Source organism: Pseudomonas sp. DWP3-1-2, assembly GCF_049896285.1.
In the GTDB taxonomy this organism is placed as follows: domain Bacteria; phylum Pseudomonadota; class Gammaproteobacteria; order Pseudomonadales; family Pseudomonadaceae; genus Aquipseudomonas.
Genome location: NZ_JAFCTZ010000001.1, coordinates 367,420 through 381,781 on the forward strand (window position 1 = coordinate 367,420; position 14,362 = coordinate 381,781).

The following is a 14,362-nucleotide window of genomic DNA, read 5'->3' on the forward strand; positions in this document are numbered from 1 at the left end:
TGTCCCAGTGGCTAACGTGCCTTGCTTGCGACCACGTCCTTACCTTTTCCGCCTTCCTGTTGGGCTGAGCGGGTCCCATCCGACAATCCTTGCAGAGATTTTCCTGCCGCGATACCTGCGTAGCTAAGCGCCGTCATCCATAAGCTTGGCAGGATGATAAACATCGCCGCCATCACATAATTCAGCAACATATCCGCCTGCGTATTGTTCATCCCCAGCAGCGGATTCAGCGTCCCATGCGGCGAGTCTGCTCCGTACATGGCATCGAGAATCGTCGTATCCAGCCAGCGCGCGAGCTGAAACCAGAAGTCCACGAAGATCATCGAGAATTGAACGATGGATAGGGTCATGGCCGACTTGAAATCGAACGTCCCAAACGTAATCACCAACGGTATGCAGATGATCAGGGTCATCTTCAGAAAAGCCATCACCATCGGTAATGCCTGGCGAACCACGTCCATCGCCGGGAAGTAGGCCATGGAACCAACACCCAGACCCACCGCGCCCGTCACCCGACTCGCATCGTTGAACATCGAGCCGCCAACCTGGCCGCCGTAGTCCGAGTAGACCTGTCCTTGTGTCATGCGCTGCGCCCTGGGCGAGGCGATCTCGCGAATCAGCGCGTCGCTTACTGCCTGAGGCGACATGAAGCTAGCCCAACTGATGAATCGCTCCTTCAGCGTAGGGGTTACCTGGCTCAGCAATCGGTCTCTGAGACCTTTCCCGGCGTCGCTCCACCACTGATTGCACATCGGGAAGCCGCCACCGTTCTTTACCTTAGGCATCGCTGCGTCCCTGACGGGGTCCCATGGCCACTCCTGCCTCGGCGATCGGGAGTAGTAGTTGTCGTAATACCCGGGCTGATTGCTGAAGTAGCTTGAGCCGATCCAGTTCACGTCGTTCATGAGCTTCTCATCGAGCTTCGGACGCTTCATGAACAGCTTGGCTCGGGAGTAGGCGTAGCAGTCGTTGGTGAAGTCCGCGACTTCCTGAGCGAGTAGGGGGTCGTGAATTCTCGTGGTGCTGATCTCCATGCGCATCTGCCGTAGGTCCGTCCCGCAGGGGATGGATGCTACCGCTGCGTTGGTGACCGCTTTGGACATCGCATGCACGAAGAACCACCATGCTGGGATCTTCGCGCTCTCGTTATTCAATGCAGTGAAGGATTTTCCCCAGCGGGTGTCCTGAGGCTGCGCGACCTGGTATTGGCATTGCTGCGATCGGCCTTCATCAAACTTCAGGGTGGCAAGGTCCACGTTAATGAGTGGTAAGCCGGCGAACATGATCACCACGGTGGCCACCCACACGCGGTTCTCGATGCGTATCACCGACAGAGCGCCTTTGTTGCCCTCGTCAGCGCCTTCGCCACGCGCCTTGATCCATTCCTGAACGATGATCGCGGCAAAAGCCAGGGCGTAGACCCCGGAGTCCATCAGAACTTCCCAGATCCCGTTACCGATCAGCCAGCCCACGAGTGTCAGGTAGTACTCAAGATAATCATTGGTATAGAGCGTCATGCAGCACCCCAGAGTCCGTGGGCATGCGCACGAGTTATCTCGAAAAGGATGCAGGCTGTTGCAGCAGCAAACTCGGCGCGTTTGATTCGCCACTTCATCTGAGGCTCGGGCTCCAGTAATCGCTGGCGAACCCGCAACCACCCTGTGACCAATAGCGCGTACACAGCGAGCCTCCAAACCAAGAGGTACTCGTAGGATTCTGCGCGCCAGGCTTTCCAGTTTTCCAGGCTGCCCAGGATGTGGATGCCGTAAAGGTTGATGAGCGTCGCGACGCTTATCAGCAGAACGAGCAGGCCTATCAGGCGCCAGTACTTGAATCTGAATACGCGATTGCTTTTGAAATCCATCTCCAGTGCTCCTACAGGTTGTCCTGACTGGTAGGTTTTTGGGCGTCATCCAAACGGTTCATCTCTGTGTCGCCTTGGTAGATCGAGCGCGAGTTCTCTTTGCGCTCCTTGTGTCGCGCAATAATTGCCATCGGTGAATTGCTGGCCAGGGTTCTTCGCAGTTCCAGCTCGGTCTTGAGGTTGTCGATTTCGAGCTTCAGATTCTGGCTTTCGCTGTTGATCGCGCCGGTGGCCACGTCATTGGCTGAGACGTTGGGCTCTTTGTTGCCAGCGAGGAGAGTGCGCTGCAGCAGCAAGGCTTTTTCCAACACGCTGGACACGGCGATCTCAGATGCCAGACGTTGAGCCAGGAGCTCTTGATCAGGTTCATCACGTAGCGCTGTGACGACGCCTCGGGAGATGGGCAGCGAGTTGCTACCTGCCGCGGCAAGGTTTTCCGGTGTGGTCTCTTTGCTACCGGTGATCAGCTCTTGCAACGCCTGCAGCTTGGCGTCGTACTCCTCCTGAATCAGGGGAGTAAGACCGACACCTGCGGTGGTGGTCGACTTGGTGCAGTCTTCACATGTTTGCTGTTGCACCTCGCCGAGTACACGAGTGGCAAACTGTGCGGCCTCTTCGGGAGACTTCCAGGTGCCACACGTCATGCCGCTGTTGCAGGTGCTCTGACTAATTGCCGAGTCATCTGTAGCACTGCGGCCGTTGAGCAGGTTGTATCCCGCTTTGGTGACCTCGCTAATGACCTTGATCGGTTGCTGATTTTTGCCTCCTGCCTTGGTCCCGCCTACCCAGGGCACGCCGCTGTTACCTTTGGAGGCTTCAGCCGTCTTGGTTGCTGCCACAGCATCGCCGCTTTGGCTGACGGCTTCCTTCATGGCCTGGCCTTGGGCGAGGGCGCTCCAGCCGGTCTGGCTACCAGCAATGTCAGCCATCTTCGCTGCCATCGCCGCACAGCTGGCCTTGGAGCGATCGAAGTCCACGCGCGCTTGCAGGATTCCGTTAGTCAGCAGGTTGTACAGTCCAGGATCTGCTCGTTGAATGATTAGCGCGGGCAATGACGCAACCGCACCGGTCGCGCCCTGAATCACGCTGCTCATGATGTTCTGAAACCCATCGGTGGCGCCGCTCAGCTGGTTCTGCAGCGTTGTCGAAAGGTCCATGTTTCCGCACATCAAATTGCTGTTCCAGCCCACCCCGACGCCAATGCTTTGCATGTTGCCGGCGCGACCCATCGACACCGCACTGCCGCCGCCAATGCTGTAAAGCACGTCGTCACCGATAACGCTGCCGGAGGTTCCGGCATTAATCGGATCCGCTTGAACTGTTCTTGCGGCCAGGAACGCAATGGTTAATGCGAGGCAGCGAATTACCGTCAGAGATGCAGAAGAAAACCGAACCATATCGGGCCTCATGAGCTTGGAGTTTTAGTAAGTGCCAGTGCTGCCGAGGAAGGTCTGACCTTCACGTTTGCAGCAGCTGTAGGGGCGCCATAAGGCCCAGGCATAACCGCCATCCTGGGATTGCATCGCTGGCGACTGATCGGGAAATACACTGCAGGTTTGGTTAACGATTGGAGCAAGCTGCTGCCATTTTCCGGTTCGGATCTCACCTTCACGCAATTCGCCTGCAGGCCAGTAACCTGGCTGCACTTGAGCAAGCAACGGCTGATACACATGCGCTTGCCCAGAGCGGGTAACGACGTCCCCGGCGCGCTGCGCCATCACGGCTGCCGCCTTGTAGTCATCCGGCTGATGCAGAAAACCACTGCGCGGGTAAACACTTCCCCACAAGTTCGCAGCAGCGCGACTGCCGATCTCACGCATGCCAGGCGTAAGTGCCTGCGGAAACACATTTTCGGGAACACCAAAGCGCCATGCGATGGTGTCTAGCGTGCTTAGCATATTCGGCACATAGGATGCACCCGCACCTGCGCAGGTGTAACCCGAACCACTGGCAAAACTGTTGAAAGCCACAAGCCCGGGATGGCCGATCACATCAACGTTCTTGAATGTCGCGAGATTGTTCTCATGGACATTGTTGGTCGTACCGCTGCCGCCACCCTGAGCGGATGAAGTAGGTGCACTCATCGATGCGACTTCGACCCACGGGTTCTGCCCTGTATTGCCATAGCTGGAAACCACCGCGTCCGGAACGTAGTGGCCCACCTTGGGAGAGGTCTTTACCTTGCAGCCGAAGGTGGTGCAGTACAGCCAATAGCAAACGCCAACGACCCTGTAGTCCATGCAACTGGGAGACATCACTGACGGCGCGATGGTCGCGGTGTTTAGCGCGAATGCCGGGCTAGAGGTCAACAGGAGAGCGGGGAGGGCCCGCCTTGCTAACGGCCGGAGGGTAAGGAGGCTCATGGCTCTCTCCTTAGGTACTCCTCAATGCGATCGAGTGCGCGCTGGACGTTTGCTTCACCGTAGACCACGTATTTGCGATCGACTACCACGGCTGGGACTTTGGTGATGCTCATGCTCCAGGCGTCGGTGACGTTTTGGTGGGCTTGGGTGAGTTGCGCTCCCAGGGCTGGAGTGATGCGTTGGGTGGCGATTGCTTGGGCTGCGGATGGGGTGGCGGGTAGGGCGGTGGATATCTTGGCTTCGATTGTGGCTGGAAGGTCGAGATTAATTGTGCGGATATTTTTGGTTGCTGCGAGCGGATTTTGGTTGGTGGTGATCAGGATGATTTCACTACTGACTGCGGTGCTTGCCAGGAGGGTAGTGAGGCATGCGGCAAGCGCTTGGCGTATGGGTGCTGCGTATGGGCGTCGAAGTGACATGAGCTGTGTCCGGATTTGTGATCGGAATACATTTAACTACGTGGTAATGAGGGGCGCTGCTAAAAACAAGAATGTAGCTCGGATGGTTTTCCTCGGTCGGCCTCAGCGCAGCGATTAGTTTTATAGGTGCTTTATTTCAGTTTGCATGCTTTTCACAGTTTACTAACTAAGTGGCCACACAAAGGCTATTAATGGCTAACTGGATGCGCCACAGATATGTAGCAGCAGCGTTCAGGACTATGGTGTGTGAGTTGAGATGCCTCATTGGGAAGGCGCGAACTCTTGGTGATGATCAAGCGTGAATGTAATCTTCATTGTTTACGGGTAATTAGTAGGGCTTATTCTCATGTTGTCAGCGTGTTGAGGTTTTTTGTGTCGGGACAATATGTGTGATTGGTATTCCTGGTTTGATATAGAAGTGTTTTGATGATTTGGGTTGTTGGAGCTGATTGTTTAATGGGTTTGTATGTGTGGCGGATATTCAGGCAACTATCGTGTATAACGATAAGAAGAGACCGGCTGAATATTATAATTGTGTTTAGAAAATTCATAAGGTTGCTAATAATTTGTGTGTTGCATTTAGTCGGGATATTGAAGCTGGACTAAAAATTATAAAGTTGCTTGGGGAGGGGCGCCCCTGCCTCAAAAAGGATGGTGGTTTTGATATTGACGGTTATTCTGATTTGGTTGTGTCATTTATAAAACATAATTACGATCGGATTCATCAGTACAAAAAATTAAAGCCGGCATTGGAATTTATATTCTTGTGGAATGCTCAGGCGGCAGATGGCTCGATCGACAGACCGTTCTGCATGAGATTCAGAGCGCCGGACTTTCGCAGAAACTCTATTGCAAGGCTAGGCTTAGGACAGTCAGCTAGCGGGAGTATTGATTCACAGTACTAGTCAATCGTGAAGTTTCTGTCGGGTGATAAAACTGGTGATCCTCAATATGACCTCCTGTACGATTATTCCGAAGGTGAGAGAAATTTGTGGACCGTCACGATGTTGAAGAAAGTATTGCTTAAGGAAGGCGCTGCTGTAAGCTTCCCTGAAATTAGCAAAAAGCTTTTTGTCACTCGAGTCCGTGGTTCGATATGATAAAATTTATCTTGATGAACTTCAAGGGGGTCTTGCAGGAGCTTTTAAGGCCCTTGGTGTGGAGTATTCTGTCGAAAAGGCCCCGCTATGCTTTCTAAGCTTAGCGCTTTGATGCAGCAGGCCAAGACCGTCGAGGATATGAGTCAATTACTTCACCTACCTTTCGTAGAGCAAGAGTTTACTGAAGGGCAGGAAAGCATAGATGCTTACCCATTATTAGATACTTGGGAGGGCATGTTGAGTTTTTTCAAGGCCCACAATGTTCCTGTTAGAGCATGCTCGGCCAATGGTTGAGGAAAAAGAGCATTTTTGTGTGCGATGTAGGCGTCCTGAATGGTTTCGGAAACCTTTCGTGAAACCTTCAAATGATCATATGAAATTGTGGGGGCTCGATATACAAGATCGTGCCGAAATTTTTTCTATACCTAGCGGCCGGGTTACAAAAAATGAGAGGTTTCCATTTAGGGCTTTTGTTTTTCCAGTTGTCGATATTTTCCGTTCTGATTCCAAGATCCAGAGTTTATAGCATCTCCTCTGTCAAATGTGTCGCTTGTTCTTTGTGTTTGTGGGTTGTCCTTTCTTTTTAGTAATGATTCTCCATCAGGCTTTGCGGCGCGCAAAAGTGTTGCCTCGCAAAAGTCGTACATTATTTTCTGTGCCCCGCTAGTAGGTGCTGCCAAATTTCTAGCTGTTAAATCGCTGATGTAGTTAAAGCACTTATATCCATCCTCGCCGACTGTTAGTAGAGTTCCTGCGATTTTGCTTATGGCTTCAATCGCTTCTACACCCACTATTGCGGAGGTACGGTCGTCGTTAGGGTTGGAGTTTACTGAAGTGCTGCTGATTTTGTTGTTTTGTGTGATTTGCTTTTCTAGTCTTTCAATTGTACTCTCTAAATTCTTTAGTTCTTGTTTTTGAGCGTCTGTTCGATCGGCCTCGGTTATTGCTTCTAATTTAGTTTTGTCCGATTTTGCTTTAGTTAATTTGGTTTGTGCTCGTTCATTCTCGTCTTTGAGGTTTGATTCAGAAGAAATGGCGACCGCTGGCGCTTGTGTAGCCTGCGCCAGGTTCTCGATCGCCATGAGTGCCAGCGTATAGCGCTGATTTCGAGTCATCAGCATTTCATATTGCGTGTCAGTTATAAAGCCGTTCACATTAGCTTCGCAGAGTCGGTACATCTGATCTCTTAGCAGCTGTACTGTCTGTGTTCTCATGCCTACAAAAGCTGCTGCTCCCTGATACCCACCTGCCAGTCCAGTCGATGCGCCTTCGAATACTTCTTTCTGAACTGAAAGTTGGGCGGCGTAGCTTGTTAAGGCGTCGGGGCTAGGCTCCGCGCATACGCGACTGTAGGTCTTTTTTGTTCCATCTGCGAGTTCTACTGTAATGGGGCTAGCCAAGATCGAGCGGGTTTTGATATCGACAATCGCTGATCCTTCTGAGCGGAAGTCGTGTGTTCTGTAGACTGCATCCCAATTTCCACACGCAGATACCCCAGCGAGGGAAAGCAGCCCTAGTGCTTGTCGGATTTTTGCCATGATGGCCTCCAAGTCAGTCGCCACTTGGAGATTAGATCAAGGATGGTGGATTGCTAGTCCGTCTTAGAGTATCTAGCTGATTTCGTCTATCGGCATAAATCCCACGCTTCCCATCAATCCGCCGCGCAATCTCAATCGCCGCATCCAGCTCAGTAACCCCCAGCTCACCCATTACCCTGAAACGCTCAGCCTTCTCCTCCGGCTCAGTCATGGCCATCGCCAGATACAAACTCGGCGGAACAGCCCGAAACAGCACCTCAGTCGACTTCGACAAAATCACCCCCTCGGTGAACTTCCCCGACTCCTTCCTGGCTGAAAGCATCAGCTTTTTCTGTGCGTCATTCAGCTCACGAAACCGCGAGATCTTGGCGACTTCGTCTGGGGGCATGTTGAGGCAGATCCACCATTCGATCATGTTCAGCATTGGCTCTGCAGCTTTCGGCAGGTCGTCGATGTTTTGGGTGGCGAGCCAGAACCAGGCGCCGAGCTTTCGCCACATCTTGGTGATCTTGACCACGTAGGGTGAGAGCAGCGGGTTTTTGGTGATGATGTGGCCTTCGTCGGTGACGTTGATGATAGGTCTACCAAGCATCTGGTCGCGTTCGGCGATGTTGTTAACGGTGTTGATCAGCGAGATGTAGGCGATCGAGAGCTGGGCGTTGTAGCCCTCGCGGGCGTAGGTCGCCAAGTCGACGATGGTGATGTCAACCTCGGGCCAAGGGCTGCCGTCGCTGTTGAACAGGTCTCCGTCGGCTCCCTGGCAGAACATGTCCATGGCGTCGGCCATTTCCAGAAGGCGAGCGCGACGTGCTTCAGGTAAGGCGCTGTCTTGGCCAGCGCGGCGTAGGGCATCACGCACGTCCTCGGTGAGTACGGTCCGTTTGGCTTCGACGCAAACCCCGGCAGCATCGAGGATGCACTGTCGAACCAGGCTGCGATCGGCGCGTGTCATGCGCGCTTCTTCCTTGTCTTCCCCGCCGGTGATCATCAAGCGAGCGGTGATCTCCAACTCGCCGAGCACGTCGCGCTCATCTTCGTCCTCAGTTTCCTGCTCGTCGAGCTCGTCGGCATCCAGGGTTTTTACGCGAGCGGGGGTATTGATGAGTCGATGGGCATCGGCGAAGGGTGCAAGGCTGACGCCGGAGCCGGGAGCCAACTTGATCCGGTTGACGGTCAGTCCGAGGCGCTTCGCGAAGTCAGCGAATAATCCAAAGCTGTTTCCCGCTTCGGCGATGAACAGGCGAGGGCGGTACATCGCCGTCACCTGATTGAGGATGTTGTTTAGCGTGGCTGACTTGCCTGCTCCTGTCGGGCCGAACAGGAACAGATGGGCGTTCATCTGCCGATCAAGGCGGTTAAGTGGGTCGATCGTGATTGGGCCGCCGCCGCGATTGAAGAAGGTGATGCCTGGGTTGCCGGTGCCTTGGCTGCGTCCCCACACGGGAGCCAGGTTAGCCACGTGCTGGGCAAACATCAGTTGGGTGTACCAATCGGCGTTTTTCATGCCCGGGTTGAACACGCAAGGCAACCAGCGCAGGTAGCAGTTCAACGGCGCGACTTCATGCTCGTCGCGCACCGGTTGCAGACCTGCATTGAGCATGACGTTGTTCAACTGCAGGGTGCGGCTATCGAGTTGAGCAAGATCCTCGCCGCGCAGGTAGAACGCGACGCTTGAGCGGTAGAGCTTGTGCGAACTGCTAATCAAGGAGCGCGCCTCCTGCACATCATGGCGGGTTTGCTCCGAGTCGACGGTGTCGCCCACCGACTTCTTGGCCAGCAAATTAAGGTGCGCTTCAAGCATGTCCTGTGGCGTGATTAACAAGGTGATGCATAGCACAGTGTCTTCGGGCATCTGGTCGAAGAGGGCATTGATGGCGTCACCGCCTTTGTTCGTTTCGCCGGTCAAGTGACCGGTCATGGGCGGCGAGCGTAGGCGATCAAGGGTTACCACCCGATGCGGCATTTGATCGAAGAACCACAAACCATTTTCGGCGTCCGATCGAGGCTGCTCGAAAAACAGGCGCTGCGCGAAGTCGGTACCGCTGGCCAGCTCCAACTCACCGGGTTCGATAGAGGCTGGATATGCTGTGGTTTCGTAGAAGCGCCTACGGTCTTCTGCGGTGGGCCCCAGCATTCGTGGTTGAGGGTTGAACCAGCGCAAAAGCCATTCATGGATCTGGGCACCATCCATGCGGAAGCATTTGACGCCGACGTTGCCCAGGCCGCCAAGAAGCCGATCGCAGATCGTATTGAGGGCATGCTCAGCAGTTTGCCCGCGTCTGCCTGGCTTTCCTTTGCTGCGTCGATAGACGACCAGCCGAACCCGGCGAGTCTGGCCGCGCCATGGGAGGCGGGTGACGGCGTTGTCTTCGAACAACCCCCCGGGCTTCGAAATCGCCTGCAGGTGTTGTTCGAACATATCGAGGTAACAATCAGTGAACGCCGAACCTTGTGCTCGCGGCTGGACGTAGTTGCGTAGCCGCTTAAGGTACGGATCCCAGTCGGTTTCATCCTGAGCGTAGAGCTGCACAACCCACGGTTGGTCTTCCAGCTCATCGAAGCTGTCCTGCAGCGCATTCTCAAGTGCGTCACGCACGCCGCGCAGCCAGTCAGGCTCGCGGCCTTCGGTGCCAATCTGCGTCAGCTCAAAGAATGCCGCCACAGACTCACCGTCATCCAGCAGCATGCACTGGGAGTCTGGCAGGTACTCTACCCATGGCAGGAGGTCGACAAAGCTTGGCTCTGACTCATAGAGTTTTTGCTCGTCGGCCGCAGTGGCTTTACCTGTTTTCTTACTGGGCTCAGGTATGCGTTGAGCGTTGAGATTGGAGACATGTTGCTCCCAAGCGTCAGGCTGTTCATTGCGTCCCATCAATAGTCCTCCGTTCGCTCGCCAGGCATAGCGTATTGAATCCGCTGATACAGCGGGAGTACGGTGCTGTAGCCCGGGACCGGCGCTGGATCCGTTCCGGTCAGATGCGGAAAGACGTACATCACGAGATCAGGGTTGGGCAGCCGTTTGAATTGGCTGTAGATCTCGTTCTGTGCGGTTCGCGTGTAGCTGGTGTGAGTGGCGCCGCCACCCCCACTCAGCGGCCGGCGCAAATGGAGCCTTGCATCCATGAGTTGTCGGCTAGCCGAGCTGCCGCCACTTGCCCCTGCGGACTGGTTCCAGAGTTCAAGCATGTTCTGCGGACCATGGGGCATGAGTTTGTCTTTGTCGGTCGCACAGGCCGAAACCAACGCCAAAACGAGTAGCCCTGATGCAGGCTTAATCCAGTGCAGACGCATGCGCACCTCCTGATGTGTATTTCACCTTGCGGCCGTCGGGTTCGTAGTCAATTTCAAGCTGGCGATCCAGATGCACTGCGACTTGCGCACCGGGTTGTACATAAACTGCAGCGAACGCCTGGCCGTAGAGTTTGTTCACCCAGTCACCGATGTCCTTGACCCCACCAGACAGGATGCTGCTGAGCGCGGAGCTGCCTGCACCACCCATGGTGCCCACCGTTGTGCCGTTGCTGCTGATCACAGTGCCGGTGTTGGCCTGGTCAGCCTCCAACAATTTCGCTACACCCGCGCCCGCGGCAGTGACCAGGCTCTTGCTGCCTATGTATTGCTCCGCATTAGAGCGACGTAGGCCGGAGATGCACGGGATGCCGTTAGGGTCGCTGATCCAGCCAATACCTCCCTGGATCCTGTCCATCTGACTGCTGGACTGGACGCCGTTGTTCTGCTTGGTAGTCAGCGGCTGCGGTTGTGGCACGGTGCGCACACGACCGTCGTTGAAAACAAACGTCATGCTGATGACTTGCCCGCGCACGCAGGACAGAGTCCAGTCACCAGCGGCCGTGCCACTGATCACTGCGCCGGCAACATCCGGCAGATCAATGCCGTTGGCCGTCAGGTTGTCCGGGCCGATCAGAATCTTGAAGGGGAAGGGGTCGTTGACCGTTCCATCTACGGGCACTCGACCAATCAACGCGGTCATGGCCACAGAGCCCATTAATGTCGAGTTCTCGGGCAGCGTGTAGACCGGACGCGGCGGTGGTTTGTCGTCATCGGTTTTGATGTTTCGCCCAACTGCACCTGATCTGGCTTTGAGCTCACGCTGGCCCATGTTGATCTGGTCGGTGAATGCATTGGGGAAGTTAAATCCAGTTGCCGGTTTGCTAGTGCCCGCACCCATTGGTTTACCCTGGGCGTCAATCGCTGTCCCATCTTGGGGATCAATCCAGATCAGGTTCTCTTCGCTACCTTTGAACCCGTCGCCGTCACCTGGCTGCAAACCCAGACCTACGGGCATATCAGTATTTTTGGGGGCAAGACCGCGAGTATTGAATTGATCTTTCAACTCGTTCAGCAGGCTTCGCGTGGTCTGTTTTTCCTGATCGAATTGAGTGCGATCACTGCGTAGCTGCTCGATCTCGCCGTTTAACGCGCTGCGGATGCGTTGATCGACATCTGACTCACGGGACCGAAGTCGGTCGTTTTCATCTTTCTGCGCCTTGTTCTCCGAGAGCAGGATTTGTAGCTCTTCGCGCATGGCCTTTGTCTGCCCAACGAGAGTGGCCACCGTGTCCATCGGCGTATCACCGTGAATGCCCAGACGCTTCAACTCTTCTGGCGAAAGCTGGCCAGCTGTCGACGCTGATTGGGCGTATGGGGATTTTTCGCTTGAGCAGGACCTGACAACGAAGAACAACAGCAGGAGCAGTGCTGGTAGCACAAGCCACTTGATCAATCCGTTACTTTTCATGCGCCGTCTCCCTTGCGTCGGGGAGGTTGCTGGATGCATCTATCCGGCTTTGATTGGGCATGATCGACTGTGCCAGCCCATGTCCACGGGTGACCAGGTAGAGAACTGTGGTGTCCTCTGCTTTGCCTTGTTTGCCCAGTTGCTGATGCTGAAACGTGGCCGCAATGAAGTCGCCCTGAAGTTCTCGTGGGTCGAGCTGCAGGTCTACGCTTGATTGATTACGCAGTTGCACAGCTGTGACCCAGAAGTCCTCAAGTTGCCAGGCGCCGATCGTTGTGGCGCTGACCGGAAGAGCAGGCAGCAGTCCCTCAAGGTTTAACGCGTGGTTGACGCGTACTTGGCTGACACCTTCCAACTGCTCAACGGCGCGTAGCGGGGAGTAAAGGCTCTGTGCGGCGTAACGGGTAAGCACCACTGGAATAGGCGTTTGTCGAGGTTTAGCAGGGGGCTCGGCAGCAGTATCCCCAGATGGTTTATCTGGATTTTCTGACCCAGCCCTTACGATCCTGACGGGCTCCAGTTTCGCCGAGTCATTCGCAACAGTTGCCGCGATATCGATCAGGATTAACTCACCCGTCGTGACGTTCTGCAATTGCAGCCGGGTCGGTTCGATCACCTCATTCGCTCGCAGATACAAGGTTCCGCCGGTGCTCTGAATGCGTAGCTTGTCTTTCAGCAAACGAGGGATGCCGACGCGAACGTTCTGGTCGACAAAGATGATGCGCTCCTGACCCACGTGGAGCGGAACGGCAAGTGGCAGACGCTGCCATTGCAGGATTTCCACCGCAATCACCGAGGTGGCCACGCCGGTCAGCATCAGTAATAGCAATGAGGAAAGCGTGAGCTTCATTGCACGACTCCTTGCCCGGGTGCATCCAGGCCTGTGTCAGTAGATTGGGAGGTTGGAGAGGAAGAGAGACGTTGCGGCTTTCCGCTGTAGCAGTTCAGCAACAAGCCGAAAGGATTACGCTCCGGGTCGGTGTCTACACGCAGCACGTGCAGTGGATACCTGACTAGGGCGCGCTTGACCTTTTCGGAGCCGTAATACTCATCCGCCGTGAGGTCCAGGTTCACGATCCATGCGTCATTGCCGAGCGTCTTGACCCGCAACGTCGGGTTGTCGCTGTAGCCCCGTTCGGGGATTTCGTACACTCCGCGGGTCCGCTTGCGTAACTCGCCGCCGGCCCGGCGCTCTTCGAACTCAGCTTCGAGTTGGGTTTTGCAACCGGGTGTTAAAAACGGCGCAAGCTGACGCAAGTTACGTGGGTAGTCCTCTTCACCATTGGTAGGCCAGCGGTTCAACTGCTGGAAGATGTAAAACCCGAAGGTGTAAACCGTCTCCGGAGGTACCTCCCACCACTTGCGAGTACTCCCGGAGCGCAAGTCCGGCGGAACATGAATAGTCATGTCCCGAGGTGCAGACCACCAGCCCAACCCCATGAGTACCGCGACCAGAAAGAACAGGCCGACACCGATCCGAAGCGTCACTACGTGAGCCTCCAGACGAGAGATTTCGTTTTTGAAACGGCTCATCGGCGATGTCTCCGGCGAGTGGACCAGACTCCGCTGCGTGTCAGTAGATCTGCACCGCCAGCCCACGCTTTCAAGGCTGGCCATCGGGTGCTTATCTGCCAGCGCATCTCGCGATAAAGCCAAGTCTGAGGTTTGCCCCGCTTGAGCCTGCGCAGAAATTTCCCGCCAAAGAAAATCCCTGACGCAACTGCAGCGACCATCGTCGTCGGCGTCATGGCGATGCTCTTGGTTACTATCGCCAGCACGATGCCGATTACCAAGCCCACCAATGCCGACAAGCCCACTGACAACCAAAGCTCATCGGCCGTCATCCCCAGTACGATCACTGGCTGCCGGTTGAGCCGATTGGGCAGAAAACGCAGCGTGCCGTCCGGCAACTGCTCAGGCGGAGTAGTCATGACCGAGCCCCAAAGTATTTAGAGAATGCCGGCGGCTTTGGTCAGCAGCCAAATGGTCAGAACCAGGAGCAGAGCACCTACCGTGCAGGTGAGGCCGAACTGCCCCCAGGTCTTCTTGCCGCTTTGCACTTCAGCAAACGTTCCGTACGCGTGATATGCGACACCGCAAAATGCAGCGGCGGAGATCAGCAAACCAATGAGCGCGGCTCCGTCGTAGGCGTAGTTCTGCATAGTCTGGATGATGTTGGTCCCTTCACCCCGGCTCGGTGCTTCCATCTCTGGAAGCGCTGCATGAGCAAGCGATGACATCAAAGCACTTGCCCATAACCAGGCATGGATGAGTTTTTGAGTAAGGTGATTGCGCATGTGACTGCCTCCCTGGGCATGG

Annotated in this window: 14 protein-coding genes; 1 reads left to right on the plus strand and 13 read right to left on the minus strand. The window is 55.2% G+C overall.

Going from position 1 to position 14,362, the window contains the following annotated elements; genetic code table 11:
* Positions 1-11: 11 nt before the first annotated feature.
* From ACP7B0_RS01765 to ACP7B0_RS01785, 5 genes are read right to left on the minus strand one after another with little or no spacing between them, the layout of a single operon-like run.
* Positions 12-1,517 carry a conjugal transfer protein TraG N-terminal domain-containing protein gene (locus tag ACP7B0_RS01765; protein WP_426139204.1) on the minus strand — a complete coding sequence of 502 codons (1,506 nt, stop codon included), beginning with the start codon at positions 1,515-1,517 and terminating at the stop codon, positions 12-14.
* A complete protein-coding gene (locus ACP7B0_RS01770; protein WP_426139205.1) occupies positions 1,514-1,864 on the minus strand; it encodes a hypothetical protein in 351 nt (116 codons plus the stop codon). The genes ACP7B0_RS01765 and ACP7B0_RS01770 overlap by 4 nt, the downstream gene beginning before the upstream one ends.
* Positions 1,865-1,875: 11 nt before the next feature.
* Positions 1,876-3,261: an integrating conjugative element protein gene (locus ACP7B0_RS01775; protein ID WP_426139206.1), complete on the minus strand. Its 1,386-nt coding sequence runs from the start codon at positions 3,259-3,261 to the stop codon at positions 1,876-1,878.
* 24 nt (positions 3,262-3,285) lie between these two features.
* Complete coding sequence (locus ACP7B0_RS01780) at positions 3,286-4,227, minus strand: TIGR03756 family integrating conjugative element protein (protein ID WP_426139207.1); 942 nt, start codon at positions 4,225-4,227, stop codon at positions 3,286-3,288.
* Positions 4,224-4,646: a TIGR03757 family integrating conjugative element protein gene (locus ACP7B0_RS01785; protein WP_426139208.1), complete on the minus strand. Its 423-nt coding sequence runs from the start codon at positions 4,644-4,646 to the stop codon at positions 4,224-4,226. The genes ACP7B0_RS01780 and ACP7B0_RS01785 overlap by 4 nt, the downstream gene beginning before the upstream one ends.
* Positions 4,647-5,833: 1,187 nt before the next feature.
* On the opposite strand from ACP7B0_RS01785, the gene ACP7B0_RS01790 reads away from it, so the two are divergent.
* The gene (locus tag ACP7B0_RS01790) at positions 5,834-6,040 is read left to right on the plus strand and encodes a hypothetical protein (protein ID WP_426139209.1); all 207 of its coding nucleotides are present in this window, start codon (positions 5,834-5,836) and stop codon (positions 6,038-6,040) included.
* A 167-nt stretch (positions 6,041-6,207) separates the two neighbouring features.
* On the opposite strand, the gene ACP7B0_RS01795 is transcribed toward ACP7B0_RS01790, so the two are convergent.
* Genes ACP7B0_RS01795 through ACP7B0_RS01830 form a run of 8 tightly spaced genes read right to left on the minus strand, consistent with a single transcriptional unit; the run spans position 6,208 to position 14,340 of the window.
* Positions 6,208-7,284 carry a hypothetical protein gene (locus ACP7B0_RS01795; RefSeq protein WP_426139210.1) on the minus strand — a complete coding sequence of 359 codons (1,077 nt, stop codon included), beginning with the start codon at positions 7,282-7,284 and terminating at the stop codon, positions 6,208-6,210.
* A gap of 31 nt (positions 7,285-7,315) precedes the next feature.
* Positions 7,316-10,156, minus strand: a complete 2,841-nt coding sequence (locus tag ACP7B0_RS01800) for a conjugative transfer ATPase (RefSeq protein ID WP_426139211.1) — start codon at positions 10,154-10,156, stop codon at positions 7,316-7,318.
* Entirely contained in the window at positions 10,156-10,575 is a 420-nt protein-coding gene (locus ACP7B0_RS01805) for a TIGR03751 family conjugal transfer lipoprotein (RefSeq protein ID WP_426139212.1), read from the minus strand. The genes ACP7B0_RS01800 and ACP7B0_RS01805 overlap by 1 nt, the downstream gene beginning before the upstream one ends.
* Positions 10,556-12,028: a TIGR03752 family integrating conjugative element protein gene (locus tag ACP7B0_RS01810; RefSeq protein WP_426139213.1), complete on the minus strand. Its 1,473-nt coding sequence runs from the start codon at positions 12,026-12,028 to the stop codon at positions 10,556-10,558. The genes ACP7B0_RS01805 and ACP7B0_RS01810 overlap by 20 nt, the downstream gene beginning before the upstream one ends.
* A gap of 4 nt (positions 12,029-12,032) precedes the next feature.
* On the minus strand, positions 12,033-12,893 hold the full coding sequence (locus ACP7B0_RS01815) for a TIGR03749 family integrating conjugative element protein (RefSeq protein ID WP_426139214.1): 861 nt from the start codon (positions 12,891-12,893) through the stop codon (positions 12,033-12,035).
* A complete protein-coding gene (locus ACP7B0_RS01820) occupies positions 12,890-13,576 on the minus strand; it encodes a PFL_4703 family integrating conjugative element protein (protein WP_426139215.1) in 687 nt (228 codons plus the stop codon). Before ACP7B0_RS01820 ends, ACP7B0_RS01815 begins: the two co-directional genes overlap by 4 nt.
* Positions 13,573-13,974, minus strand: coding sequence for a TIGR03750 family conjugal transfer protein (locus ACP7B0_RS01825; protein WP_426139216.1), 402 nt, complete (start codon positions 13,972-13,974; stop codon positions 13,573-13,575). The genes ACP7B0_RS01820 and ACP7B0_RS01825 overlap by 4 nt, the downstream gene beginning before the upstream one ends.
* 18 nt (positions 13,975-13,992) lie before the next feature.
* Positions 13,993-14,340 (minus strand): TIGR03745 family integrating conjugative element membrane protein, encoded by a 348-nt coding sequence (locus ACP7B0_RS01830; RefSeq protein WP_426139217.1) that lies wholly within the window; start codon positions 14,338-14,340, stop codon positions 13,993-13,995.
* Positions 14,341-14,362: the final 22 nt, after the last annotated feature.